At 64.4% G+C, this 26,254-nt stretch carries 23 protein-coding genes; 8 read left to right on the forward strand and 15 right to left on the reverse strand.

Annotated features, from left to right (window positions below; all coding sequences use genetic code 11):
- The first annotated feature begins 1 nt into the window (after position 1).
- The 4 genes from trpA (at position 2) to J2W40_RS03665 (ending at position 3,524) form a co-directional block, all read left to right on the forward strand.
- On the forward strand, positions 2-820 hold the full coding sequence (gene trpA, locus J2W40_RS03650; protein ID WP_310222041.1) for a tryptophan synthase subunit alpha: 819 nt from the start codon (positions 2-4) through the stop codon (positions 818-820).
- The gene (gene accD, locus J2W40_RS03655; RefSeq protein ID WP_310222042.1) at positions 817-1,668 is read left to right on the forward strand and encodes an acetyl-CoA carboxylase, carboxyltransferase subunit beta; all 852 of its coding nucleotides are present in this window, start codon (positions 817-819) and stop codon (positions 1,666-1,668) included. The genes trpA and accD overlap by 4 nt, the downstream gene beginning before the upstream one ends.
- 25 nt (positions 1,669-1,693) lie before the next feature.
- A complete protein-coding gene (locus J2W40_RS03660) occupies positions 1,694-3,016 on the forward strand; it encodes a bifunctional folylpolyglutamate synthase/dihydrofolate synthase (RefSeq protein WP_310222043.1) in 1,323 nt (440 codons plus the stop codon).
- A 67-nt stretch (positions 3,017-3,083) separates the two neighbouring features.
- Positions 3,084-3,524 (forward strand): DUF6628 family protein, encoded by a 441-nt coding sequence (locus tag J2W40_RS03665; RefSeq protein ID WP_069064712.1) that lies wholly within the window; start codon positions 3,084-3,086, stop codon positions 3,522-3,524.
- Here J2W40_RS03665 and J2W40_RS03670 read toward each other — a convergent pair.
- Positions 3,509-4,834 (reverse strand): AmpG family muropeptide MFS transporter, encoded by a 1,326-nt coding sequence (locus J2W40_RS03670; protein ID WP_310222044.1) that lies wholly within the window; start codon positions 4,832-4,834, stop codon positions 3,509-3,511. The two genes, J2W40_RS03665 and J2W40_RS03670, sit on opposite strands and share 16 nt — an antisense overlap.
- Before the next feature lie 73 nt (positions 4,835-4,907).
- The gene (locus J2W40_RS03675) at positions 4,908-5,363 is read right to left on the reverse strand and encodes a response regulator (protein WP_310222045.1); all 456 of its coding nucleotides are present in this window, start codon (positions 5,361-5,363) and stop codon (positions 4,908-4,910) included.
- A 176-nt stretch (positions 5,364-5,539) separates the two neighbouring features.
- On the opposite strand from J2W40_RS03675, the gene J2W40_RS03680 reads away from it, so the two are divergent.
- Together J2W40_RS03680 and rsmD are read left to right on the forward strand one after the other, a co-directional pair.
- A complete protein-coding gene (locus J2W40_RS03680) occupies positions 5,540-6,706 on the forward strand; it encodes a pseudouridine synthase (RefSeq protein WP_310222046.1) in 1,167 nt (388 codons plus the stop codon).
- A complete protein-coding gene (gene rsmD, locus J2W40_RS03685) occupies positions 6,703-7,254 on the forward strand; it encodes a 16S rRNA (guanine(966)-N(2))-methyltransferase RsmD (RefSeq protein ID WP_310222047.1) in 552 nt (183 codons plus the stop codon). Before J2W40_RS03680 ends, rsmD begins: the two co-directional genes overlap by 4 nt.
- A gap of 170 nt (positions 7,255-7,424) precedes the next feature.
- On the opposite strand, the gene J2W40_RS03690 is transcribed toward rsmD, so the two are convergent.
- Together J2W40_RS03690 and J2W40_RS03695 are read right to left on the reverse strand one after the other, a co-directional pair.
- Positions 7,425-7,814 carry a Fe-S oxidoreductase gene (locus J2W40_RS03690; protein ID WP_310222048.1) on the reverse strand — a complete coding sequence of 130 codons (390 nt, stop codon included), beginning with the start codon at positions 7,812-7,814 and terminating at the stop codon, positions 7,425-7,427.
- A gap of 140 nt (positions 7,815-7,954) precedes the next feature.
- Positions 7,955-8,350, reverse strand: coding sequence for a GFA family protein (locus J2W40_RS03695; protein WP_310222049.1), 396 nt, complete (start codon positions 8,348-8,350; stop codon positions 7,955-7,957).
- 102 nt (positions 8,351-8,452) lie between these two features.
- Between J2W40_RS03695 and J2W40_RS03700 the strand changes: the two genes are divergently transcribed.
- Positions 8,453-10,729, forward strand: coding sequence for an ATP-dependent helicase (locus J2W40_RS03700; RefSeq protein ID WP_310222050.1), 2,277 nt, complete (start codon positions 8,453-8,455; stop codon positions 10,727-10,729).
- A 125-nt stretch (positions 10,730-10,854) separates the two neighbouring features.
- On the opposite strand, the gene J2W40_RS03705 is transcribed toward J2W40_RS03700, so the two are convergent.
- From J2W40_RS03705 to J2W40_RS03720, 4 genes are all read right to left on the reverse strand, one after another.
- Entirely contained in the window at positions 10,855-12,237 is a 1,383-nt protein-coding gene (locus J2W40_RS03705) for a sensor histidine kinase (protein WP_310222051.1), read from the reverse strand.
- Positions 12,234-13,334, reverse strand: coding sequence for a hypothetical protein (locus J2W40_RS03710; protein WP_310222052.1), 1,101 nt, complete (start codon positions 13,332-13,334; stop codon positions 12,234-12,236). Before J2W40_RS03710 ends, J2W40_RS03705 begins: the two co-directional genes overlap by 4 nt.
- Before the next feature lie 44 nt (positions 13,335-13,378).
- Positions 13,379-14,545: a hypothetical protein gene (locus J2W40_RS03715; RefSeq protein ID WP_310222053.1), complete on the reverse strand. Its 1,167-nt coding sequence runs from the start codon at positions 14,543-14,545 to the stop codon at positions 13,379-13,381.
- 78 nt (positions 14,546-14,623) lie between these two features.
- Positions 14,624-14,938 (reverse strand): Hpt domain-containing protein, encoded by a 315-nt coding sequence (locus tag J2W40_RS03720; RefSeq protein ID WP_310222054.1) that lies wholly within the window; start codon positions 14,936-14,938, stop codon positions 14,624-14,626.
- Positions 14,939-15,018: 80 nt separating this feature from the next.
- Between J2W40_RS03720 and J2W40_RS03725 the strand changes: the two genes are divergently transcribed.
- A complete protein-coding gene (locus J2W40_RS03725) occupies positions 15,019-17,685 on the forward strand; it encodes a hypothetical protein (RefSeq protein WP_310222055.1) in 2,667 nt (888 codons plus the stop codon).
- 44 nt (positions 17,686-17,729) lie between these two features.
- Here J2W40_RS03725 and J2W40_RS03730 read toward each other — a convergent pair whose 3' ends face one another.
- Genes J2W40_RS03730 through nuoL form a run of 7 tightly spaced genes read right to left on the reverse strand, consistent with a single transcriptional unit; the run spans position 17,730 to position 26,248 of the window.
- A complete protein-coding gene (locus tag J2W40_RS03730) occupies positions 17,730-17,999 on the reverse strand; it encodes a DUF1467 family protein (RefSeq protein WP_037474004.1) in 270 nt (89 codons plus the stop codon).
- Positions 18,000-18,009: 10 nt separating this feature from the next.
- Entirely contained in the window at positions 18,010-19,647 is a 1,638-nt protein-coding gene (locus J2W40_RS03735) for a ribonuclease J (RefSeq protein ID WP_310222056.1), read from the reverse strand.
- Positions 19,647-20,426 carry a type III pantothenate kinase gene (locus J2W40_RS03740; protein WP_069064724.1) on the reverse strand — a complete coding sequence of 260 codons (780 nt, stop codon included), beginning with the start codon at positions 20,424-20,426 and terminating at the stop codon, positions 19,647-19,649. Before J2W40_RS03740 ends, J2W40_RS03735 begins: the two co-directional genes overlap by 1 nt.
- Before the next feature lie 14 nt (positions 20,427-20,440).
- On the reverse strand, positions 20,441-21,139 hold the full coding sequence (locus J2W40_RS03745; protein ID WP_310222221.1) for a biotin--[acetyl-CoA-carboxylase] ligase: 699 nt from the start codon (positions 21,137-21,139) through the stop codon (positions 20,441-20,443).
- 5 nt (positions 21,140-21,144) lie between these two features.
- On the reverse strand, positions 21,145-22,581 hold the full coding sequence (nuoN, locus tag J2W40_RS03750; RefSeq protein WP_310222057.1) for an NADH-quinone oxidoreductase subunit NuoN: 1,437 nt from the start codon (positions 22,579-22,581) through the stop codon (positions 21,145-21,147).
- A complete protein-coding gene (locus J2W40_RS03755; protein ID WP_310222058.1) occupies positions 22,581-24,149 on the reverse strand; it encodes an NADH-quinone oxidoreductase subunit M in 1,569 nt (522 codons plus the stop codon). The genes nuoN and J2W40_RS03755 overlap by 1 nt, the downstream gene beginning before the upstream one ends.
- Positions 24,149-26,248 (reverse strand): NADH-quinone oxidoreductase subunit L, encoded by a 2,100-nt coding sequence (nuoL, locus tag J2W40_RS03760; RefSeq protein ID WP_310222059.1) that lies wholly within the window; start codon positions 26,246-26,248, stop codon positions 24,149-24,151. Before nuoL ends, J2W40_RS03755 begins: the two co-directional genes overlap by 1 nt.
- Between the last annotated feature and the right edge of the window lie 6 nt (positions 26,249-26,254).

Genomic DNA, 26,254 nt, shown 5'->3' on the forward strand with positions numbered 1-26,254 from the left:
CATGACTGACCGCCTCTCTACCCGCTTCGCCACCTGCAAGGCGCAAGGCCGCGCCGCGCTGATCACTTTCGTAACGGCCGGTGATCCCGATGTCACGGCGACCCCTGCCATCCTCGACGCGCTGGTCGCGGGTGGCGCGGACATCATCGAATTGGGCATGCCCTTTACCGATCCGATGGCCGATGGTCCCGCGATCGAACTGGCCAATCTGCGCAGCCTGGGGTCGGGCACCAAGACGAAGCATATCTTCGCGCTCGCCGCCGAGTTTCGTGCGCGGCACCCCGACACGCCGCTGGTGCTGATGGGCTATGCCAATCCGATGCTGGTGCGCGGATCCGACTGGTTCGCCGACCAGTGCAAGGCCGCTGGTGTCGATGGCGTCATCTGCGTCGATGCGCCGCCGGAGGAAGATGCCGAGATCGGCCCGGCGCTGCGCGGCGCGGGTGTTCACCTCATCCGCCTCGCCACCCCAACGACCGACACCGCACGCCTGCCTGCGGTGCTTCAAGGCGCGAGCGGCTTCCTTTATTATGTTTCGGTCGCCGGGATCACCGGCAAACAGCAGGCGGCCCAGGCCAATATCGACATGGCCGTCAGCCGCCTGAAGGCCGCCACTGACCTGCCGGTTGCGGTCGGTTTCGGCGTCCGCACGCCTGAACAGGCCGCCGCCATCGGCCGGATCGCCGATGGCGTCGTTGTCGGCTCGGCCATCGTCGATATCGTCGGCAGCCATGGCGATGCCGCTGCACCCTTCGTTCAGCAATTCGTCGCGGCCCTGTCCGGCGCGCTCACCCCCAAAATCCAAGAGACCGCTGCATGAGCTGGATCAACCGCGTCCGCAAGGCCATCCCCTTCATCGCCCGGAAGGAACAGAGTGCCGAGACATTATGGCATAAATGCCCATCCTGTTCGGAAATGCTGTTCATCAAGGAATGGGAAGATAATCTCTCCGTATGCCCGCGCTGCGACCATCATGGCCGCATCGGTCCTGCGGAACGGTTCGAGCAGATTCTCGACGCGGGTTTCATCCTCCTGCCAACGCCGCAGGTGCAGGAAGATCCGCTCAAATTCCGCGACACCAAACGCTATCCCGATCGCATCCGCGCGGCGCGCGCCGCGACCGGCGATCAAGACGCGCTGATCAACGCGCGCGGCGCGATCGACGATGTGCCGTTGGTTCTTGGCGTGCAGAATTTCGCCTTCATGGGCGGCTCCATGGGCATGGGCGTGGGCGCGGCCTTCATCCAGGGCGTCAATGACGCGATCGCCCATCATTGTCCCTATGTCATCTTCACCGCCGCGGGCGGCGCGCGGATGCAGGAGGGCATTTTGTCGCTGATGCAGATGCCCCGCTCCACCGTGGCGATCCAGAAGCTACACGCAGCGGGCCTGCCCTATATCGTCGTGCTGACTGATCCGACCACCGGCGGCGTGACGGCCAGCTATGCGATGCTAGGCGACGTGCAGATCGCCGAACCCAACGCTCTGATCGGCTTTGCGGGCCAGCGCGTCATTGAAAGCACAATCCGCGAGAAACTGCCCGAAGGGTTCCAGCGCGCTGAATATCTGCTCGACCATGGCATGATCGACATGGTGGTCCATCGCCACGCATTGCGCGATACGCTGGCGCGCGTGATCGGCTATCTTACGCCGCGCATCGCCGCCTGAACCAACGCGCCGGGGGGACGCGACTATGGCCGATCATGCCGTTTCGGACGACCCGCAGGTGCAGGCGCAGCTTGACCGGCTGTGGTCGCTGTCGCCGGGGGCCGACATATTGGGGCTGGAGCGCATCACCCAGTTGATGACGCGGCTCGGCAATCCGCACCGCGCCCTGCCCCCAGTTTTCCATGTGGCGGGCACCAATGGCAAGGGGTCGACCTGCGCCTTCCTGCGCGCGGCGATGGAAGCGGATGGCAAGACCGTCCATGTCTTCACCTCGCCGCATCTGGTGCGCTTCAACGAACGCATCCGCGTGTCGGGGCAGTTGATCAGCGACGAAGCGCTCGCCCGCTATCTCGCCCGCGTATTGGACATTGCCGAGGGCATCGGGGCCAGCTTCTTCGAAGTCACCACGGCGGCCGCGTTCCTGGCCTTCGCCGAACATCCCGCCGACGCCTGCATCATCGAAGTGGGCTTGGGGGGACGTCTCGACGCAACCAACATCATCGTTGATCCGGTCGTCTGCGGCATTGCCCAGCTTGGTATCGATCATCAGGCTTTTCTGGGTGACACGCTGGCTGAGATCGCGGCGGAAAAGACGGGAATCGCCAAGCCCGGCGCGCCTTTGGTGACGCAGCGCTACGCCGAATCGCTCTTCCCCGTGATGATCGACGCCGTGGCCAAGGCGCGCACCACCTGGATCGCCCAAGGCGATGGCTGGGACGCCGCCGTCTATCGCGACCGGCTCCATTATCGCGATGATCAGGGCCGGATCGACGCGCCACTCCCCCGCTTGGCGGGCGCGCATCAGGTGCAGAATGCCGCACTGGCCTTTGCCATGCTGCGCCATCAAAGCGCTGTCCCACTCTCCGATGCCGCACTCAAGGCAGCGCCGCTCTGGGCGCATTGGCCCGCGCGACTCCAGCGGCTCGACTATGGCCCGCTGCTGGCGCTATTGCCCGCCGGTGCCACCGCCTGGCTCGATGGCGGGCATAATGCGGGCGCGGGCGAGGCGATCAGTGCCTTCTTCACGCCGGAGCGGCTGGAAGGCCACAAGTTGCAGCTCGTCATCGGCATGCTGGCCAACAAGGATGTCGATGCCTTCCTTGCGCCCTTTGCCGGACGGATCGCCCATATTCATGCACTGCCTGTCCCCGGTCATGATCATCATCCGGCGGAACGTTTCGCCGCGATCGCGGCACAATGGGGCATTGGCTGCACGGCGCATGATGATGCGCAAGGCGCTATCGGGGCCATAGCCGCGCTGGGCGATCCTGCGCCTAAGCTGCTGATCGGCGGCTCGCTCTATCTGGCGGGCGAAATTTTGCGACTAAACGCGCAATTGCCTGACTGATTATACTTGCGACTAACTCGCAATAGCGTAGTCTGGGGAGAGCAATCACCGCAGAAGGCGTATCATCATGGCTCATGGAGAGACCTCCCCCATCGATCTGCCCCGGCCCATGCCGACGGGCTATGGCAACCGGCTATTCCTCTTCGTCATGCGCCGCATGGCCAGCGCGGGCGTCAATGATGCCCATGCCGCCAACGCCATGCTCGGCGCGTTCGGGCGCAGCTATCGTCGCCCACTCGTGCTGATGCGGGCCATGATGCTGGAACTCGCCCGCGCCTCCAGCCGCAAGATATTGGTCGCGCCCTGCTGCTGCGCGCGCATGACCGCGGATGAGGGGATGTTGATGCAAGCGACGGGCGAAGCGCTGCGCGATCCCAACGCCGCTTATGAGCAATTAAGCGACCTGCTCGGCAATGACCATGCATTGGGGGCGCTCACCTGCATGCAGGCGGTCGCGCAGGCGCATGCCGATCTGGGGCGGCCGCTCGAACTCTATTCGGGCGGCTGAGCTGTGCGATCGGTCGCGGCCGTGCCGACGCTGGCGTCGATCAGACCGGCGCGCATCATCAGCCAGAACAAAGCGATCCCCGGCATGGCCGCCAGGGTGGTGAACAGGTAGAAATCGACATAGCCGAACTGTTCGATCAGACCGCCCGCCGTCGTGCCCGTCAAAAACCGCCCGACGATGCTCGCCGCCGCCGAGATCAGCGCATATTGCGCCGCCGTAAAGCGCAGGTCGCACAGAGCCGAGAAATAGGCGACCACAGTGACACCGCCGATCCCGCTCGCGAAATTCTCGAACCCGATCGCGCCGGCCATGCCCCAATTGCTTTTGCCCAGCGCCGCCAGCGCGGCGAAGCTGACATTGGACACGCCCATCAGGATCAGGCTCAGCAACACCGACCGCTTCATGCCGATCCGGGCATAAAGGATGCCGCCGATGAAGATGCCGATCAGATAGGCCCAGAAACCAATACCAATGTCATAGATGGCGATTTCGTCATTGCTATAGCCCATGTCGTCGAACAGCAGGCGGAACGTCAGGTTCGCCAGCGTGTCGCCGATCTTGTGGAGCAGAATGAACAGCAGCACGAGCATCGCCCCGCGTCGGCGGAAAAATTCGAGCAGCGGTCCTGAAATGGATTGCCACAGTTCGCCTGCCCCGCGTCGGGCCAGCGGATCGCGGTGCCGTTCCGGTTCGCCCAGCAGCAGGCCGGTCAACATGGCGGGTAGCGCGAACATGGCGCAGGCCATATAGGCACCTTGCCAGCCGATCCGTGCCGCCAGCACCAGCGCCAACGCGCCCGCAGCGACCGAGCCGATGCGCCAGCCATATTGCGACATGCCCGACCCGACGCCCAATTGTTCGGGCTTCAACGTTTCGATCCGATAGGCATCGATCACGATATCGAACGTGGCCCCTGCGATCCCGACCAGAATGGCGGCATAAGCTGTTTGGATCAGGCTGGCGGAGGGATCGACCAGCGCCAGATTGACGACCGCCGCCATCACCAGCAGTCCGGCAAAGACCAGCCAGGAGACGCGCTGGCCCAATCGGCCGAGCAGCGGCAAGCGGACGCCATCAACCAGCCAGGCCCAGAGCCATTTGAGATTATAGACGAGGAAAGCGAGCGTGAAGGCGGTGACTGCCTTCTTGTCGATGCCGTCCTGCGCCAGCCGGGTCGTCAACGTCGCGCCGATCATGGCAAAGGGGAAGCCCGACGACACCCCCAGGAAGAAGGCAGCCAGCGGCGCTTTTTCCACATAGGGTTTCACGGCGTCGAGCCAGCTTTTTCGGCCCGCAATGGCGTCAGTCACTTCATTCCCCCGGTCTCTTTCTGTTGCGCGCCACCATATGGCCTCGCGCCGGGCTGGCAAGCGCTGCGTGGGGTCAGTTCGGCTCGAACAGGCTGAGGCCCACCGGCAGGCGTGGCTGGCGAGCGCCGCGCAGCCGGGCGTCGATCACCCGGATCGCGGCGACCAGGTCACGGGGGGCATAGGGTTTGGCGAGGCATCCGACCGCCAGTTCGCGGGCGTCGATCGGGCAATGGCCGGTGACGAACAGCACCGGCAGTCCCTTGGCATGGGCGTGGCGGGCGACGTCGATGCCGCTCTTGGGACCATGAAGCGCGACGTCGGCGATGACGAGATCCAGCGCCCCGCCGTCGATCACCGCGACGGCATGGTCATAATCATCGACCGTCGCGGCAATGCTGTATCCGGCCTGTTCCAGCGCATGTTCATTGTCGAAGGCGACCAGTGGCTCATCCTCCACCACCAGCACGGTGCGGATCGCCTTGCGGCGCGGGAGGCGCACGCTCCCGCTATTCAAAAGCCCGAAAAACATTTGCCAAGTCCGCCCTGTTTCCGCCATGCAACCGAACAAACGCCGCGCCCCCGCGCCGGGTTGCCGAAGCGATGGGTTTTACCCCCTCGCTCAAGCGCCGGGACGGCACATTTCAGCCTGTTGCTGGCTACCCACCCATATGGGGGGAGCCAGAGCCTACGCAAAGGAACTTATCCGTGGAACCGCCGAAAAAATCAGGACCGCCGCGCCGGTCCGGCCCCGGCGGCCCTAAACGCCCCGGTGGCCCCGGCAAGCGGCCGGGCTTTGCGCCGGGTCGCGACGAGGGAGCGGGCGGCAAGCCGCGCTTTGCCAAGCCGGGCGAACGTGCCCTGCCGGGTCGTGGCCCACGGCCCGATGCCGCTCCCAGTGGGGACCGTACCGGACGCGACCGCACCCGGCCTGTGACTGCCAAGGCAGACGCGCCTCGCCCCGACCGTAGCCGGGCCGACGCGCCTGCGCGCCCGCCCCGGCGCAACGACGGCGACAAGCCGCGCGGCGCGGCTTTTGGCGCTGCTGCAAAGCCTTGGGCCAATAAGCCGCCACGCAGGTCGGGCACTGGCCCCAAGACCACCGCCAACCCGCACCCTGCCCATGCTGCCGCCAGCGATGGCAAAGGCGAGCCGCAGCGTATCGCCAAGTTGCTGGCGCGCGCGGGCATCGCTTCGCGCCGGGAAGTGGAACGGATGATCGAGGAAGGCCGCGTCACGCTGGACGGCGCGACCGTCGAGACGCCCGCCACTTTGCTTGCATCGCTTGCGGGGGTCGCGGTGGATGGCGTGGCGGTCGCGGCCCCTGCCCCGACCCGGCTGTTCCTGTTCCACAAGCCGAGCGGCTGCCTGACGGCCGAGCGCGATCCGGTCGGGCGACCGACCATCTATGACCGGCTGCCCGACGACCTGCCCCGCGTCATCCCGATCGGGCGGCTCGACATGAATACCGAGGGTCTGTTGCTGCTCACCACCGATGGCGGATTCAAGCGGCAGATGGAACTGCCCTCGACCGGCGTGCCGCGCACCTATCGCGCGCGGGCCTTTGGCGAGATCAGCCAGGCGCAGTTGGAAGATTTGTTCGACGGGCTGGAGGTCGATGGCGTCCGCTATGGCCCGATCGAGGCGAATCTGGAACGGCGCACCGGGCGCAACCAGTGGATTGAAATGACCCTGACCGAAGGCAAGAACCGCGAAGTGCGGCGGGTGCTCGAACATCTGGGGTTGCAGGTCAACCGCCTGATCCGCACCAGCTATGGTCCGTTCGTCCTCGCTGATCTGCCGATCGGCATGGTGGCCGAGGTGAGCGAACAAGATCTGGCGATATTCCGCAAGACATTGAAGGACGCGAAATGAGGATCATTTCCGGCCAATGGCGCGGCCGCCCGCTGACCGCGCCCAAGGGCGATGCCACCCGCCCCACCGGCGACCGGACCCGCGAGGCGCTGTTTTCGATGCTGACCAGCCGGATCGGATCGTTCGAGGGGCTGGCCGTGGCGGACTTCTTTGCAGGTTCGGGCGCGCTGGGGTTCGAGGCGCTGTCACGCGGCGCGGCCACCTGCCTGTTCGTGGAACAGGACAAACCAGCGCTCGACGCGATCCGCGCCAATGCCGAGCGGCTTGGCATTCGTCCCGACATTCGCGCGGCCAGCGTGCTGACGCTGGGCCAGACCGCCAAGCCGCTCGACCTGATCTTCATGGACCCGCCCTATGGCACCGGCGCGGGCCAAGTCGCACTCGACAAACTGTCGCGGCTGGGCTGGACCAGTCCGGCCACCTGGATCAGCATCGAGACCGACAAGCGCGAGGATGTGGCGGTGAAGGGCTTTGCCATCGACACGGTGCGGGACGCTGGCAAGGCGCGGATCACCCTGCTTAGGGCAGAGGGGCAAAGCGACGCCTAGCGCAAGCAAGGCGGCTTTCTTCGTTCCCACGATCGAAAAGCGGACAACGATGCGGACAATGGAATCGCTTTTTCACGAGCCATTACGATCTATCTTGGATATATCTTAAACACATTAAGGACGCGAGCGACAGACCTGTCATTCGCGTCCTCCACACTATATGGATCGGCTCAGCGCTTACGCATCTTCCGCGCTTCGCTTGGGTTCACGCACCCGTCGGTTACCGTTTTCGAGCAGACCGGATAGTCCTTCGCCTCGGCGGGCGGGGGCGTCATATTGCCGCCGACCGTGACGGGATTGTTCGACGAGCCCATGGGTGCGGCCGGGTCGCGCGGCGCGCCGGGCGGAGCTGGCACCATGCCGGGATCAGCGGGGACTGCGCCGGTCGGCATGCCCGCATTGGGATCTTCGGCGGGCGGCGGTGGCCCCATGGACGGATCGCCTTGCGGCGTCATGGCGTCACCGGGCATCTGGTTGGCGGGCATATCCTGCGCAATCGCCGCAGTGCCAAGTGAGGCGATACCTATCAAAGCTGCGCCTGCGAACATGAGGGATTTCATCGGGGGTGATCCTTTCCTTATTCTTGTCGCTGCCCCGTTCTGCTGCGTGGGCGTCGAAAGAACCGGCACCAGCCCATCCCCGTTCCGCCGCTGGCGACGAACCGAGGCGCTGGTGCCATGAAAGGAAAGGCGAATCGGCCCTATTCGCCGGGGAAGCGATCGAATTTGGGCAGCAGATGGGCGTTGGCCATCCAGTCGGCGGCTTCGGCTATCTGGATATGGGCTTGCGGCGGCAGAGCGCTGATATCGTCCAGCGTGCCGGTCTGGATGTCGATCTTGCCGGGAAAGATTGTCGCATTGGTATAGAACAACCCCGACCCGCACGTCCCGCAGAAATGGCGGATGGCATGTTCGGAGGAGCGATATTCGACCGGCGTCCCGCTGATCGTTACTGCATCCTGAGGGTATAGCGCCCATCCGACCATGGGTGCGCCCGCACTGGTGCGGCAATCCTTGCAATGGCACAGCGCGCTATGCGCCGGTTCGCCCTGGGCTTCGTAGCGGATTGCGCCGCAATGGCATCCCCCTGACAACATCACTCTGCTCCCTTGCATGATTCGCCTTTTGTTCTCATAGAAGGCGCTTCGCCGCAAGGGTCATGCCTTGCCCCTGCCGCCCCCTGTCCCTAGTTGTCCTCCATGACTCTTCCATTGCCCTCGCCCAATGATCCGCCCTATTTGCGGGGTTTGAACCCGCCGCAGCGCGAAGCCGTGCTGACGACCGAAGGGCCAGTGCTGGTGCTGGCGGGCGCGGGCACGGGTAAGACGGCGGCGCTGACCGCGCGCTTGGCGCATCTGGTGGCCACGGGCCGCGCCTACCCTTCGCAAATCCTGTCGGTCACCTTCACCAACAAGGCCGCGCGCGAAATGCGGGAGCGGGTCGGCAAGATGATCGGCCCGGCGGTGGAGGGGATGCCGTGGCTCGGCACCTTCCATTCCATCGCGGCCAAGATGCTGCGCCGTCATGCCGAACTGGTGGGGCTGCAATCCAATTTCACGATATTGGATACCGATGATCAGTTGCGGCTGATGAAGCAGTTGATCCAGGCGGAAGGGATTGACGAGAAGCGCTGGCCAGCCCGGCAATTGGGCGGGCTGATCGACCAGTGGAAGAATAAGGGCTGGACCCCGGACGATGTCGGCGCGGGCGAGAGCGAAGGCTATGCCAATGGCCAGGGGCAGAAACTCTATGCCGCCTATCAGGCGCGATTACGCGCAGTAAATGCCTGTGATTTCGGGGACTTGCTACTGCATGTTCTGACGATTTTGAAGAAGCATCGGGATGTGCTGCAAAGCTATCAGGAGCGGTTTCGCTATATATTGGTGGACGAATATCAGGACACCAACTCCAGCCAATATCTGTGGCTGCGGCTGCTCGCCCAGACGCGCAAGAATATCTGCTGCGTCGGCGATGACGACCAGTCCATCTATTCATGGCGCGGCGCAGAAGTCGCCAATATCCTACGGTTTGAAAAGGATTTTCCCGGCGCGACGATCATCAAGCTGGAACAGAATTATCGATCGACCCCGCATATATTAGGGGCCGCGTCCGGGGTGATTGCCGAAAATGGCACACGGCTTGGCAAGACATTGTGGACCGACATCGACGTGGGCGAGAAGGTGCGCGTCGTCGGCATATGGGACGGGCCGGAGGAAGCGCGGCGGGTCGGCGAGGAGATCGAGACGATCCAGCGCGATGGCGGTTCGCTGGACGAGGTCGCTATTTTGGTGCGCGCGCAGCACCAGACCCGCGAGTTCGAGGATCGCTTCATCCAGATTGGCCTGCCCTATCGCATTGTCGGCGGCTTCCGCTTCTATGAGCGCGCCGAAATCCGCGATGCGCTCGCCTATTTGCGGCTGGTGAACCAACCCGCCGATGATTTGGCGTTCGAGCGGATCGTCAATGTGCCCAAGCGCGGGTTGGGCGACAAGGCGGTGGAGAAGTTGCACCGGCTGGCGCGGGCCGAGGGGATTCCGCTACTCCATGCTGCCGCGCGGATATTGGATACGGACGAACTGACGCCGCAGGCGCGGCGGTCGCTGGGCAGTTTCGTCGGCGATCTGGCGCGCTGGCGCGACCGGGCGGCGCAATTGCCGCATGCCGAACTCGCGCGGCAGATATTGGACGAGAGCGGCTATACCGCGATGTTGCAGGCCGAACGCAGCACCGAGAGCGCGGGGCGGCTGGAGAATCTGTCCGAGTTGGCGCGCGCGATGGAAGAATATGAGACGCTGGGCGCGTTTCTGGAACATGTCTCGCTGGTTATGGATAATGAGGCGCAGGCCGAGTCCGCCAAGATCACCATCATGACCATCCATGCCGCCAAGGGGCTGGAATTTGATTCGACCTTCCTGGTCGGGTGGGAGGAAGGCATTTTCCCCTCGCAGCGGGCGCTCGACGAAGGCGGGCTCAACAGCCTAGAGGAAGAACGGCGGTTGGCCTATGTCGCCATCACGCGGGCGCGCAAGCGTTGCACTATCCTGCATGCCGCCAACCGGCGCATCTATGGGCAGTGGACCAGTTCGATCCCGTCGCGCTTCGTGGGCGAATTGCCGCCGGAGCATGTCGAGGAAGAAAGCAGCATGACCGGCGGCGCGTCGCTTTGGCGGGCAAACTGGTCCGAACGCGACGATCCCTTTGCCCATGTCGGGCGCGGCGAAGGGCGCGGGCCGGGCTGGCAGCGGGCGCAATCATCGGGCCAGTTCAGCCGCGAACCCGTGCGAATAGTCGAGGCACGCGCGTCGGCGGTGTCGATCGGCAATAAGGGGCGCAGCGACATGGCGGTTGGGCTGCGCGTCTTTCACCAGAAATTCGGATACGGAATCGTCGCGGAGATTGAGGGCAACAAGCTGGAGATTGATTTCGAGACGGCGGGCCGCAAGCGAGTGATGGACAGTTTCGTCTCGCGGCCCTGAGCGTGATACCGAAAGCTGTCGCGTGCCGTTGGTTCTGTTCCCCGACGAAGGTCGGGGTCCAGATCAGAGCGTGGAACTGGACCCCGACCTTCGTCGGGGAACAGATATGCTGCGGCGCGTAACGGTCAGTCGGCGCGGGGGAGCGACAGGATGAAGCGGGCGCCTTCGCCCGGTGCGCCGCCGATGCGGATGTCGCCCCGCATAGCGCGGGCAAGGCGGCGCGAGATATAGAGGCCAAGCCCTGATCCGCCCGCATCGTCGCGGCCGAGCCGTTCGAACTTCTCGAAAATGCGTTCGCGGTCGGCGAGCGCCACGCCCTGCCCCTGATCGATGACCATGATCCGCGCTTCGCCGGGCGCAGATTCGGTGACGATGCGGACCTGCGTGTCTTCGGGCGCATAGCGCACGGCGTTGCCGATGAGGTTGACAAGGATTTGCAGCACGCGGCGAAATTCGCCGGTGGCGAGCAGGCTCTGTTCCTCCTGCGGCGGCAGGAGGGTGATGCGGCGATCGAGCGCCTTGACGGTCAGCAATCCGGCCGCGCGTCGTCCGAGATCGGCGAGATCGACCTCTTCGGCAATGACCGCAAAATCGGGCCGGTCGATCGCCTGAAGATCAGCGAGATCATCGACCAGCGCCATCAGGTGCCGCCCGGCTGAAGCGATATCCTTGGCATAGCCCGCATAATCGGGGCGAAGCGGTCCATCGCGTTGCGCGCTGATGGTATCGGCATTGGCGATGATCCGCCCCAATGGCTGGCGCAACGAGCGGTCGAGCCGCTTGCCAAATTCGCCCGGATAGAGGGCGAGGGTCGCGCTTTCCTGCGGAAGCGGTGCGATGACGGCGCGTTCCAGCGGCATGGCGGTGCCACGATAGCCCATAAGATGCCCCGCAAGATCGAACAGCGGAACGGCAGATAGCCGAAACAGGCGCGCAGGATCGCTGACCAGCGCGGCGTCCTGATCGCGGAAGGCGCGCCGCTGAGCAAAGCCGCGCAGCATCGCCATATCGCCATCGGCATCGGGGCGCAGGTCGAAATAGGCGGAAAAGCGACTGCCCGGCTGCGGTGGATCACGCGGCAGCGCGCCTTGCGGCCCGCCATTGTCCATCGCCATTTGAAAACGCAACTGCGTGTCGACCTGCCAGGTCCAACCTTCGGCCAGGGTGGCGATGTCGGCTTCGCGGTCGATCGGTTCGACCGGCGCGAGCGGAATCGGCCGCTCCTGCCAGTCGATGATCGAGAGCGATACGCCCGCGCTATCGGGCTTGGCGCGCACCCACATATCAATGTCGCCACGTTCGGCGGCGGCAGCGACCGGCCGCGAGACGGGGACGCCGAGGCGCTGGGTGAGGCGCGCAATGGCGGCAAGCTGGGGGATAACGAGCAGGGTACCGAGGCTGCCTCCGGCCTCTTCCTGCAGCGCGAGCAGCGGCGCGTCGGCGCTGAGCAGCCGCCCGTCACTAGCGACGGTTGCGCGCACGATGGCCGGATGGAGGGGCATGTTCAACGGGCAGTGACTTGCAGCAGATGGTCGAGCTTGGCGCGGAAGGGCGCGGGCGTGCGCAGGGCGCTGACCGCCGCATCGGCTGCCATTTCGGGCAGGTCGCGATAATGGGCCGACGCCTCGACGATGGCGAGGTCGGACAGAGCGGGACGAATCGGGCGCAGCGACAGGAGCAGATGGCGATAATCGGCATCCGCTCCGCCCAGCGCCCGGCACAAAGTCGCAATCTGCGCCACCGGCCCCATCACCAAAATGTCGATGACCTGCATCGCGCGCATCCGCAGCCGCCGGGCGGCGAGCGCAGCGAACAGCAGGAAGCGTCGCTGGTCGAGCGCTGCGCCGAGCAGGTCGGGTGCATCGGCCGCCGCGCCCATGCCGCGCACGAGCCGTTCGGCTTCGGCGATCGGGCTGACGCTTTCGTCATGGTCGGCGAGCAAGGCCCAGCCCGACCGCTCGAACGCGACCAGCATGGCGTCGCCCCCCTCCCCAGCGCCGCGCCGCGCGATCGACGCGAGGCAGGCTGCTGCGGTCCAGACCAGTTCGGCATGATGTTCGGCGGGCAGATCGGGCCGCATCGGCTGATCTTCTCCCCCGCGCGCGATCCAGCGACCCTCGGCCAGAGTGAGCGCGGCGACGGCGTTGCCGATCAGGGGATCGTCGGCGCGCAGCAGCGGTTCGCCCTCTTCCTCGGTAATGTGGTCGGCACCGGGCTGGCCGAACTGGCGCAGCATCAGCGTGACGCCCGCGCGCATCTGCATATGCGCAAGCAAGGCCGGGCTGAGCATGGCGGGCTGATCGCAGAGCATGCGCCAGCAGACGGGATCGGGCCAGGGCGCGAGCGCGGTGGCGATGGCCGGGGCATGATCGAGCGAGACGCGCAGCGCCATTTCGATCGCCGTCAGGCAGCCACCCAGATGCCGCCGCGTCTCCGCGATCAGCGCGTCATGGCGCTGGCGATCGTCCTTCGGAAAGAAAAAGGCCAGGTCGATGGCATGACCGACCGGCACGGCGGACATGCCCGCCAAGACTCGCGTCATCGGCCAGCTATCCGTCATTGTCGAACCGGCAAGGGACGAAAAGACGCTCATGCGGTGCAACATAACCGCACGTCCTTAAAATGCACTAAACCGTCCGCAGGAAATCTTTACGATCGACGCCGCAATATGATCGCGCCGATCGAGGCCACAGCGAGCAGCATGGCAACGCGCAATCCCTGCGCCAGCACGCCGAACAGGCCGGTTGCGAACATCAGCAGCAGCGCGCTGCCGGGCGTGAAGATCATCCAGGGTCGAGCCTCGCCAATGCGCCCCTGACGGTCGGCAACGGAAATGATCGCTAGCAGCAAAGCGAGATCGACCGCGAGCGGACTGCGGCCCGCAAGGACGATGCCGACCAGCGCCATGACTGGCGTGGCAAAGGCGAGCGCCCCGGAAGGCGGCGGCCGCAACGCCATGGCGTCGAGCCGGTCGGCCAGTTCGGCAAGCAGCAAAGCGATCAGCAACAGGCAAAAGCCGGTCAATGGCCAGAGCAGTTCGATCGGCACGAGCGCGACGGCGGCGAGCGCGATAGCGCTGACCCGTACCTGAAAGGCCGGCACCTGCATCCGCATCAGCGGGGCGCTGGCCATGCGGGCGAGCGGCGCGAGGACATAATGTTCGATGCCGCCGCGCGTCGGCGTGCGCGACACCCCGGCGGCCGTGACCGCCTGCGCCACCAGATCGGCCTGTTGCTGGCTGTCGACGATGGCGACGCGGCCTTCGAGCAGATCGTCCTGCGGCGCGGTGATGCGGCGCGCACCCTTTTGCACCGCGGCACGCACCAGCGTCAGCGACAAGTCCCAGTCGCCGATCATGTCGAGCGTGTCGAACATCAAAGCGGGACTGATCCGCGCGACGCCCGCCCAGCGCTGACCCGCATCGATTCGTTCGAACGGGGCACTGGCGCGGGTGTCGTCTGCCACGAGCAATGCGTTGCCCTCATTCGCTCCCAGCGCGTCGATATGCGCCTGCGCCACAATCGCGCCGTCGGCGATCAGCAGGACGTCGGCGTCGCGGGGCACATCGCGCACCATGGATATCATGTCGCGCACCAGCGCCACGGCAATGCCGTCGGCGCTCAGCCGATCGACCGCCTGCGACACGGCGGGCGTAATGACACTGACCAAGATCATGATTCGGTTGGCACCCGCGCGCGCCGCCTGCCGCGCTTGATATTCCACCAGCGTCTGACCCGCGAAATGCAGGCTCGCGCGCAAGCCCGCGGGCGTATCGGCCGTCGTGCGGCTGGCGCTGAGAATCGCGGAAAAACTCATATTTTTGTGCTTGTCGACCCATTGGTGGTTAGGCCGACCTTTTTGCAAGGCCGGAGGGCAGACGCAAGCAAAGCCGTATCAATCGTGCGGAATAGCTTGCTCCAGGCCCGCCAGCGCCGTGCGCAATCGCCGCAGCGCGCGCGGATCACCCGGTGCCGCCTGTGCCGCTTCGTCAGCCAATGCCATCAATGTCGTCAGCCCGAAACTGGCGGCCAAGCCCTTCAACCGCCACGCCGCCAGCGTCCAGTTGGCGTCGCAGCGGGCGCGGCCCAGCAAATCGACTTGGCGCGCGGCGCTTTCCAGGAAAGCGACGCGCAGATCCGCGATCAACGCGCGATCATCGCCGACAGCGGCGGCCAAAGCCGCGTCAAGGGCACCTGGATCATAGGACATGGCGACCAACGCTATCGAAGACGGGTTAAGTTTTGGTAACGGGGCATTCCCGCGCGCGGAAAAGATGCTAGGATGCGCGCATGACAGGGGGCAGCACAATCGTCGAGTTCTGGCGCGACGAACCATCGGAGACGCCCGCGCAAGCGGACGACATCCTGCTTTTGAAACAAGCGGTTCTGGACATCGAAGAAGATGATCCGGCGGCCGGTTCCGGCCAGGCCTGGGTCAAGCGGGTGCGCATCGCCCTGACGCTCGTGGCAATGGCGTGGATCGGCTTTGCCGGTTGGGCGATGATCGCGTCGGGTGACCTGCGGGCCGGTCCATCGGCCTGGGCCAATGCCATCGCGACGCTGCTGATCCCGCTCACCTTGTTGGCGCTCCTCTATCTGCTGTTGGTCCGCAACAGCCGCACCGAATCGCGACGCTATCTCGACACGGCGCGCGCACTGCGCACCGAAGCGGACCTGCTGGAATTGCGGCTGGGGCGGATCGCCACCCAGTTGGAAGCGGCGCGCCAGACGATGCAGGATCAGGCCGAATTGCTCGACAGCTATGGCGCAGCCGCCAGCAGCAATATGGAGGCATCGGCTGAACTGATCGCAAGCCGCACCCAGGCCAGCGCGGAGCGAGCCGAAGCCGCCGAACGCGCCGGTGCCGCGTTGATGGCGCAAATGGACGCGCTGATCGGCACGATCCCCGAACTGGAGGATCGCACCGGCCGGATGGCGGCGCAGATCATGGACAACGGCCATGCGCTGGGCGACCGGATTGATACGTTGGAAGCGCGGCTGCATGCGTTGGGCGAATTGTCCGACGATGCGCGGGCGCGCACCCTGTCGGCGACCAAGAGCCTGTCGAGCCAGTTGACTCAGTTGCAGGAAGCGACCCGGTCAGCGACCGAGGAAGTCACCGGCATGGCGGAGATTGCCGCTGGGCGCATTGATGCCACGGCGCAAACCGCGCGGCAGGCGATGGATCGCACCCGGCAGGATGTGGAGGCGCAATCCGCCGCGCTCACCGCCCTGGTCGAGGCGGCTCAGGCAGGCGTCACCACCACGAGCGAAAGCGTCCGGGTGGCGCTGGTCACGGATCTTGATCGCGCGCAGGCCGATTTGCGCAAACGGCTCGACGAGGCGATGGCGCAGGTGCGCGAGACGATGGCCGCGACCGATGATGGTTTGACGCGCCGTGCGGACACGCTGACCGCGCTGGTCGCCGCAGCCCAGGCCGGGATCGGCAGCGCCAGCGAAAATGTCATGGGCGTTCTCGCCCGCGACCTGGATCTGATCGAGCAGGAAATGCGACAACGCATGGGTGGCGCGCTCGATCGGGCCGAAGAAGCCCTGACCTTTACCGATTCGCGGCTATCGGCGCAGGCGTCGGCGCTGGACGCGCTGATCGCGCGGTCGCGTGAGAGCCTGGATGCGATCGGCAATGATACGGTTGCTGGCCTGACCGACTCGATCGGCGATGTCGAAAGCCGCCTGCATCAGATCAACGATCTGGTGGAGGGGCAGAAGGCGCTGATGACCAGCCTGCATGATGGGCTGAATGACACGATTGCCGGGACCGAGGGCCGCTTTGCGACGCTGGAGGAAACCACCCTTAAGCGCAGCGAGCGGATGGCCGAGGCCTTGGCCCGCCTGACCGTCGAGACTCAGCGGATCGACGGCGCGCTGGCGGCTGGTGGCCTGACCGCCGACAAACTGATCGGCAGCGCCGAAACCTTGCTGGTAGCGCTGGATTCGAGCGTGCGCGAACTGGATGAAACCTATCCAGCCGCGCTCGAACGGTTCGACGCCCGGATGGAACAGAGCCGCGCGCTGCTGGGCAGCGCCACGCCGGAAATGGAGCGGCTGGAGGCTATCTCGCAGGCGCTCGTCGGCCGCGCCGAAGAGGCCGAATCGCTGTTGCGGGGACAGGGCAGCCGCCTGACCGAATGGCTGGAAAGTACGCAGAGCGGGCTGGAGGCCAATCGGCAATTGGTCGATCGCCTGCGCGCTGCGCTGGATGGCGCACATCAGGACGCGACGCGGATCACCGAGGGGGCAGGCCCCCTCCTCGTCACCGCCCTGCTGCGGGTCAAGGACACGGCCGATCAGGCCGCCGAGCGGGCGCGGCAGGCGTTGGCCCGCGCCATTCCCGACGCGGCGCAGCAACTGGGCGACGCCAGCGAAGCGGCAATGCAGCGAGCGCTGGGCGACAAGGTCACGGCGCAGATCGAACAGGTCGCCAAGGTGGCCGAGGAAGCGATCAAGGCCGCGCATCAGGCGTCGGAGCGGCTGACCCGGCAGTTGCTGACGATCGCGGATACCAGCGCCAATGTGGAGCAGCGCATTGTGCAGGCCGAACAGGCGTCGGAAGATCGCGATCGCGACCATTTCGCGCGCCGCTCGGCCGCCTTGATCGAATCGCTCAACAGCACGGCGATCGACGTTGCCAAGATATTGTCCAACGACGTGACGGACACGGCCTGGTCCGCCTATCTGAAGGGCGACCGGGGGGTGTTTACGCGCCGCGCCGTGAAGCTGCTGGATGCGGGCGAATCGCGGGAGATCGCGCTTCATTATGATGAGGATGCCGAGTTCCGGGATCATGTGAACCGCTACATCCATGATTTCGAAGCGATGCTGCGGATCATCCTGTCGGCGCGCGACGGCAATGCGCTGGGCGTTGCCGTGCTGTCGTCGGACATGGGCAAGCTCTATGTCGCGCTGGCGCAGGCGATCGAGCGGCTGCGGCAATAGAGCGGGATGCCATTCCCCGGTCTGCGCCGGGGAATGGCTCCGGCTCAGCGCGTGCCGCTATATTTGGGCAGCATGTCCGCCGTCACCCAGCCCTGCACATAATTGGCATAATAAAGGCCGAACAGGATCGACGCCAGGATCGTCGCGCGCAGGGCGACGCGGCCGGGGCGGAAGTTGCTGGGGGCACTGTCAGCCTGCCCCTTCAGCATCACCTCACCCGTTTCATCGGGCGTGCGGATGCCGAAGGGAAGCATGACGAAGGCGCAGACGACCCACATCAGAAAATAGATGGCGAAGATGGCGTAGAGATTCATGCGCGCCTGATTAGGCGCGAATGAGCAGCACGTCCACTATCGGCTTCTTACCAGTCCAGCGTGTCGCCGTCCGGCGCACCGCGAGGCGAACCCGCTCGCGCACGGCGTCATCCTCCAGCGACCCCTTGGGGATCACCGCCGCGGCATCATTCGACGCTTCGGCAAGGAAGGCGGCCTTGTCTTCCTCGACCGGTACGCCCTGCGTGCGCAGCGTCGGCTTGCCGATCATCTTGCCTTTGCGGTCGATCGCCACGGCGACGCTGATCTGGCCATGCAGGCCGAGTTTGCGCCGTTCGTTGATGGTCGCGCCATCGGCCGGCAGGATGACATCGCCATCCAGCACCAAACGTCCAGTGTCCTGCTTGCCGATAATCTCCGGCGCACCGGGGGCGAGGCGCAGCAAGTCGCCATTGGACTGGACCGGCGCGTGGCGGATGCCGCTGGCCAGCGCCAAACGGGCTTGTTCGGCCATATGGCGGCGTTCGCCATGGACCGGAAGCAGGATTTCGGGCCGTATCCAGCGATACATGGCTTCGAGTTCGGGGCGACCGGGATGGCCCGACACATGGACTTCGGCCTGACGGTCGGTGACCATCAGCACGCCGGACATGGCCAGCGCATTCTGGATGCGGCCGATGGCGATTTCGTTGCCGGGAATCTGCTTGGAGGAGAAGACGACCAGGTCGCCTTCGGCCAGCTTGATGGGATGGCTGTCGAACGCCACGCGGGCGAGCGCAGCGCGGGCTTCGCCCTGGCCGCCGGTCGCGATGATCATCACTTCGTTGCGGGGCAGCGCCATCGCATCGTCCCAATCGACGGTCGGCGGGAAATCCTTGAGATAGCCGCTGGCCTTGGCCATGCCGATGATGCGGTCGAGCGAGCGCCCGGCGACGCACACCTTGCGGCCCGTCGCCGTGGCGACTTCGCCCAACGTCTGCACGCGGGCGGCGTTGGAGGCGAAGGTGGTGACCAGAACGCGGCCCTTGGCCCCGGCGATCGTTTCCATCAGCCCTTCGCGCACATCGCCTTCGGAACCGCTGGCCTTGTCATTGAAGACGTTGGTACTGTCGCAGACCATGGCGAGGATGCCCTCGTCGCCGATGACAGTCAGTTCCTTGGGGGTCGCCGGTTCGCCGAGCAACGGTCGCTCGTCGAGCTTCCAGTCGCCCGTGTGGAAAATCTTGCCGTGCGGCGTGTCGATCAGCAGGGCATTGCCCTCCGGGATCGAGTGGGCGAGCGGCACATAGCGGAAGCCGAATGGGCCGAGATTGAAGCTGCCCTCATTCTCGATCACATGGAGTTTGACCTCCTTTGTAAGCCCTTCTTCCTCCAGCTTCAGGCGGATGAGGCCTGCGGTGAAAGGCGTCGCGTAGAGCGGCACGCCCAAGTCAGCGGCGAGATAGGGGATCGCGCCGATATGATCTTCATGCCCGTGCGTCAGCACGATGCCGAGCAGATCCTTGCGCCGTTCCTCGATGAAAGTGAGGTCGGGCAGGATCAGTTCGATGCCGGGATAGGTGGGGTCGCCGAAGGTCATGCCGAGGTCGACCATGACCCATTTGCCCTGGCAGCCGTAAAGATTGACGTTCATGCCGATCTCGCCCGACCCACCGAGGGCCAGGAAGAGCAGCTCATCCTTGGGTGTCATTATGCTTGTAAACTCCGTTCGTGCATCAGCGCGAGGCCCTGAATCGTCAGATCCGGCGCGATCGCATCGAAAATATCGCTGTTGTCGTTGAAGAGGACCGCAAGGCCCCCCGTTGAAATAACCCTGGTCGGGCGGCCGATTTCGGCCCTCATGCGGGCGACCAACCCCTCCATCATGGCTACATAGCCCCAAAATACGCCAATATGCATCTGCGCCTCGGTCGTCCGCCCGATCACCGAACGATTTTCCGGTGGGGCGATCGCGATGCGGGGCAGCTTCGCGGCCGCCGCTACTAGCGCATCAAGCGAGAGATTGATACCCGGCGCGATGATACCGCCCTTATAGGCACCGCTATAGTCGATCACGTCGAACGTTGTCGCGGTGCCGAAATCAATGACGATCAGGTCGCCGCTGTAGAGATGGTGCGCGGCGATGGCGTTTACAACCCGGTCGGCCCCGACCGATCCCGGCTCCGCCACGTCGAGTTCGATACCCCAGTCGAGCGGCGCTTGCCCCGCGATCAGGGCGGTGGTCCGGAAATATTTTTCGGCCAATACCTGCAGATTATGCAGCGCACGGGGCACGACCGTCGCGATGATGACGGTGTTGACGTCGGCGATCTTATAGCCTTCGAGCATCAGCAACTGGTTGAGCCAGACGGCATATTCGTCCGCCGTGCGGCGCGCGTCGGTCGCGATGCGCCAGCGCGCGCGGATGTCCCGCCCGTCGAGCAGCGCGAAAACCACATTGGTATTGCCCGCGTCGATCGCGAGGAGCATGGCCGTTCCTTGGGTCAGATGAGAAAGATGTCACCGGCGTGAATGGCACGGCTCTGCCCGTTCGCCAAGCGCAGGATGAGCATGCCCTGGCGATCGAGCGTATCGAAAGCGCCTTCCACCGTGCTGCCGTCCGGTTGCTGGACCCGCATCGGTGTGCCGGTGGGGGGGGCGTTGAGCAGCCAATGGGTGCGCACAGGGTCGAGGCCTTGCGCGCGCCAGATGGCGAGCCAATGGGCGAAAATCTGGGCCAGTCGGTCGAGCAACGCACCGGCTTCCGCATCAGTAGCCCCTTGCGCTGCGAGGCTAGTTACGGGGCGATCAAGATCGCGGGGATGATCAGTGACGTTGAGGCCGATGCCGATGACGATGGTGTCGCCGGTGCGCTCCAACAAGATGCCTGCAATCTTTGCGCCGTCGACCAATATGTCATTGGGCCATTTGATCCGCGCCTGCCCGGCGCATAATGGCGCGACGAGGGCATGGACGGCGTTCGCCGCGACCAATGCCAGCGTATGGGGTAGCGGGTCGCTGGGCTGCAAGCGGACCAGGGTGGAGCAATAGAGATTGCCGGCCGGGCTGTCCCATGTTCGGCCCATCCGTCCCCTGCCCCCGCTCTGACGCCGGGCGCGCAGCCAACTGCCTTCGCTTAAACCGGTATCGACCAATGCCAGCATGTCGGCATTGGTCGATATGGTATCTTCAACGAGGCGTATGTCGGTCAGAACAAGGACGCCGCCGCGGCAGCGCTCGCCTGATCCAGCATGGGGTTGAGCAGATAGCCCAGCACAATGACAGCGGCGCAGGCGGTCAGGATGATATTTTCGACCGCGCCACCCTTTGCCTCATAGGCAGCAGCAGGCTCGTCGAAATAGATCGTCTTGATGATCTTGAGATAATAGAAAGCGCCGATCACCGATGCCGCGATGCCCACAGCGGCCAGCGCCGTCAGGCCAGCCGCGACGGCGGCATCGAACACCAGGAACTTCGCCCAGAAACCGAAGAGCGGCGGAATACCGGCCATCGAGAACATGAAGATGGCGAAGGCGGCCGCGAGGCCTTTGCGCGATTGCGACAGGCCCGCGAGGCTGGCGATCGTCTCGACCGGCTTGCCGTCGGCATCGCGCATCTGGAGGATGCAAGCGAAGGCACCGATGGTCATGACGACATAGATCGCCATATAGCTCATCGTCGCAGCGACACCGGCCGGCGTTCCGGCGGCAAGGCCAATGAGCGCAAAGCCGACATTGTTGATCGAAGAATAGGCCATCAGCCGCTTGATATTACTCTGACCGATGGCGGCCACCGCACCGAAGATGATCGACGCCAGTGCCACAAAGATCACGATCTGCTGCCAGTCCATGCCCGCCGGGCCCAGGGCTTCAATCGCGACGCGCACGGTCAGGGCGATGGCCGCAACCTTGGGCGCGCTGGCAAAGAAGGTGGTGACCGGGGTGGGCGCGCCTTCATACACGTCGGGCGTCCACATGTGGAACGGCACGGCGCTGATCTTGAAAGCGAGGCCCGCCAGCACGAACACCAGGCCGAACAGCGCGCCCTTGCTGACGCCGCCACCCAGCGCGACGGCGATGCCGTCGAAGGTGGTGCTGCCGGTAAAACCGTAGAGCAGCGAGATGCCGTAGAGGAGGATGCCGCTGGCGAGCGAACCCAGCACGAAATATTTGAGGCCCGCTTCGGACGACCGCCCATCCTGCCGCATGAAGCTGGCGAGGACATAGGAAGCAAGGCTGTTCATTTCGAGGCCGATATAGAGCGTCAGCATATCACCCGCCGACACCATCATGCCCATGCCGATCGACGCAAAAACGATGAGGATCGGATATTCCGGGCGCAGCGCGCCATCGGTCGAAAAGAAGCGGGGTGCAAGCAGGATCGCGGCGGCGGCCGCGCCATAGATCAACGCCTTGGCATAGACCGAGAAAGCATCCGCCCGATATAGCCCGTCAAAGGCGTCAGGCCCGTGCGCCAGCGAGCAGAAGAGCGCAATGCCACCGCCGATCAGGGTCACGACCGACAGGCTGCCGACAAGGCGGGCCGTGCCGTCGCCACCAAAGGCCGCCACCATCAACAGGATGAGGCCGCCAATGGTGAGCACGAGTTCCGGCATGACCGCCAGAAGGGAAGTATATTCAAACATTAGTGCGCCTCCCCCGACGCTGAATGTGAGGGCGCAGAGGCGTCTCCATGATGGGCCTCGCTCGCGGGCTTGGGCGCGCCCAGCTTGATCTGGGCATCGCCTGCCGGTGCGGCGGGCGCGAGGCGGGCTTCCAGCGCAACGATGTCAGGACGCATCGGGGCGAGGAAGCTTTCGGGATAAATGCCCATCCACAAGACGACGGCGGCAATGGGGGCTAGCAGCCACAATTCCCGCGCCGACAGGTCGGGCATGGCGGCAGCATCGGCATTGACTTGCTCGCCGTAGCAGATGCGGCGGTAGAGATAGAGCATGTACGCCGCGCCGAGGATGATGCCGGTCGTGCAAACTAGCGCGACCCAGGTCGATGCCTGATAAATGCCCATCAGCGCCAGAAATTCGCCGACGAAGTTGGATGTGCCGGGCAGGCCGACCGACGCCATGGTGAAGAAGAGGAACAACAGCGCATAGCGCGGCATGTTGATCGACAAGCCACCATAGCGTGCAATCTCGCGGGTATGCAGGCGATCATAGATGACGCCGACACACAGGAACAGCGCGCCTGCGACCAGACCATGGCCCAGCATCACCATCATCGCGCCTTCGATGCCCGCCTGGTTGAAGGCGAACAGGCCGACGGTCACGATCGCCATATGCGCGACCGAAGAATAGGCGATCAGCTTCTTCATGTCCGACTGCACCAGCGCGACGAGGCTGGTGTAAACCACCGCCACCATCGACAGGCCCCAGACCAGCGGCGCAAGCTGCGCCGAGGCTTCGGGGAACATCGGCAGCGAGAAGCGGATGAAGCCATAGCCGCCCATCTTCAGCAGAACGCCCGCAAGGATGACGGAGCCTGCGGTCGGTGCCTGAACGTGCGCGTCGGGCAGCCAGGTGTGGACCGGCCACATCGGCATCTTGACCGCAAAGCTGGCGAAGAAGGCAAGGAACAGCCAGGTCTGGACCGCAGGATCGAAATTATAGGCCATCAGCGCCGGGATTTCGGTCGTCCCTGCCTCATGCACCATCCACATCATCGCGATCAGCATCAAGACCGAGCCGAGCAGCGTGTAGAGGAAGAATTTATAGCTGGCGTAGATGCGATCCGCACCGCCCCAAATGCCGATGATCAGATACATCGGGATGAGGCCGGCTTCGAACATGATGTAGAAGAGGTAAAGATCCTGCGCCGCGAAGACGCCGATCATCAGCACCTCCATGAACAGGAAGGCCGCCATATATTCGCCGACGCGCTTTTCGATCGCGCGCCAGCTTGCGCCGATGCAGATCGGCATAAGGAATACGGTCAGCGCAATAAGCATAAGCGCGATGCCGTCAATACCCAGCGCCCAGGCGAATTTGCCGAAGATCGGCGCATATTCCTGGAACTGCCACTGCGCGCCGCTGCCTGACTGGTCGAAATTCGCCCACAGGGCCATGCCCAGTACGAAATCAATGAGGGTCGCGATCAGCGCGATCCAGCGCGCGTTGTTCGCGCCCACGAACAGACAGGCGATGGCCCCCGCCATCGGCACTGCCATCATCAGGGAAAGGATGGGGAAGCCGTCCATTATCGTGTCATCGCCCAGGTTGCGGCAGCGGCGAGGCCAATCAGCATCACCAGCGCGTAGGTGTAAAGATAGCCGGACTGGAGCCGACGGGTCACTTTATTGCCCTGCACGACCAAGGCAGCCAGACCATTGGGTCCGAAGCGGTCGATGAAACCAACGTCACCGAACTTCCAGAAGAAGCGGCCGATGGCGAAGGCAGGCTTGACGAAGAGCAGATTGTAAAGCTCGTCGAAATACCATTTGTTGAGCAGGAAGGTGTAGAGGACGCCGAACTGAGCCACGAAGCGCTGCGGCCAGTCGGTATATTTCATATAGGCGAGCCATGCGATCGCAAGACCCGTCAGCATCACCGTGAAGGGCGAGAATTTGACCCAGGTCGGCACTTCATGCGCGGCGTGCATCAGATGGCTGTCGAACGCCAGCGACCCCTGCCAGAAAGCAATGCCGCCTTCCGATCCGATGAACTGATCATGGAAGACGAGGCCCGCGAACACCGCGCCAATGCTGAGCACGATCAACGGCACCAGCATGACCCAAGGGCTTTCATGCGGATGATAGCCGCCCGTACCTGTCGCCATATGAGCGGGCGCGGTTTCATGGCCATGCGGGTCGTGACCGGCATGTTCCTGCGCAGGCGCATTGGCCTCTTCGGAGCCATGACCGTGCGTGGCATGATCGTCATGGCCGTGGCCATGCGCATCATGCAGCGCATGCTGGATATGCTCCGATGCGGCCCAGCGCGGCTTGCCGAAGAAAGTCAGGAATACCAGACGCCAGCTGTAGAAGCTGGTGAGCAAGGCGGCGAACACGCCAACCAGGAACGCGCCCGTGCCAGCCCCGCCAGCGGCATAGGCCGCTTCGAGAATGCCGTCCTTCGAATAGAAGCCCGCAAAACCGATGCCGACGAGCGGCAGGCCGACGCCGGTGATGGCGAGCGTGCCCAGCGTCATCGTCCAGAAGGTGATGGGGATGCTTTTGCGCAGGCCGCCATAATAGCGCATGTCCTGCTCATGGTGCATCGCATGGATGACCGAGCCAGCGCCCAGGAACAGCAGCGCCTTGAAGAAGGCGTGGGTGAAGAGGTGGAACATCGCCGCGCCATAGGCGCCGACGCCCGCCGCAAAGAACATATAGCCCAATTGCGAACAGGTCGAATAGGCGATGACGCGCTTTATGTCGTTCTGCACCGTGCCGACGGTCGCCGCGAACAGGCAGGTCGCCGCGCCGACATAGGTAACGACAGTCAGCGCGGTTTCCGAGGTTTCGAACATCGGCGACAGGCGGCACACCATGAACACGCCTGCGGTCACCATGGTTGCGGCATGGATCAGCGCCGACACAGGCGTCGGGCCTTCCATCGCGTCCGGCAACCAGGTGTGAAGGCCCAGCTGCGCCGACTTGCCCATCGCACCGATGAACAGCAGCAGGCACAGCACTGTCATCGTGTCGAACCGCGCGCCCAGGAAGCCGATGGTGGAACCGGCCATCGACGGGGCCATTTCCAGGATTTCGGGGATCGAGATGGTATTGAACACCAGATAGGTGCCGAAGATGCCCATCATGAAGCCAAGATCGCCGACGCGGTTGACGACGAATGCCTTGATCGCGGCGGCATTGGCGCTGGGCTTGCGGAACCAGAAACCGATGAGGAGGTAGGAAGCAAGGCCCACCCCTTCCCAACCGAAGAACATCTGCAGCAGATTGTTCGCGGTCACGAGCATCAGCATCGCGAAGGTGAAGAGCGAGAGATAGGCGAAGAAGCGCGGCTGATCCGGCTCCTCATCCATATAGCCCCAGCTATAGAGGTGGACGAGGCTCGACACGCTGGTGATGACCACCAACATGACCGCCGTCATCGTGTCGACCCGCAGCGCCCATTGGGCATCGAAGCTGCCCGACTGAATCCAGGTGAAGAGCGGCGCGACATAAGCCTGACCGTCGCCCGCCACGAAGGACAGGAAGATGGGCCAGCTCAACGCGCAAGAGACGAACAGCGCGCCGGTGGTGATGATCTTGGCAGGCAGCTTGCCAAGAGCCTTGTTACCAAGACCGGCAATGATGGCTGCGAGCAGCGGAAGAAGGACGATAAGCTGGATCATGTTGTA

Origin of the sequence: Sphingobium xenophagum, from assembly GCF_031457465.1 — a bacterium.
GTDB classification, from domain to species: domain Bacteria; phylum Pseudomonadota; class Alphaproteobacteria; order Sphingomonadales; family Sphingomonadaceae; genus Sphingobium; species Sphingobium xenophagum_A.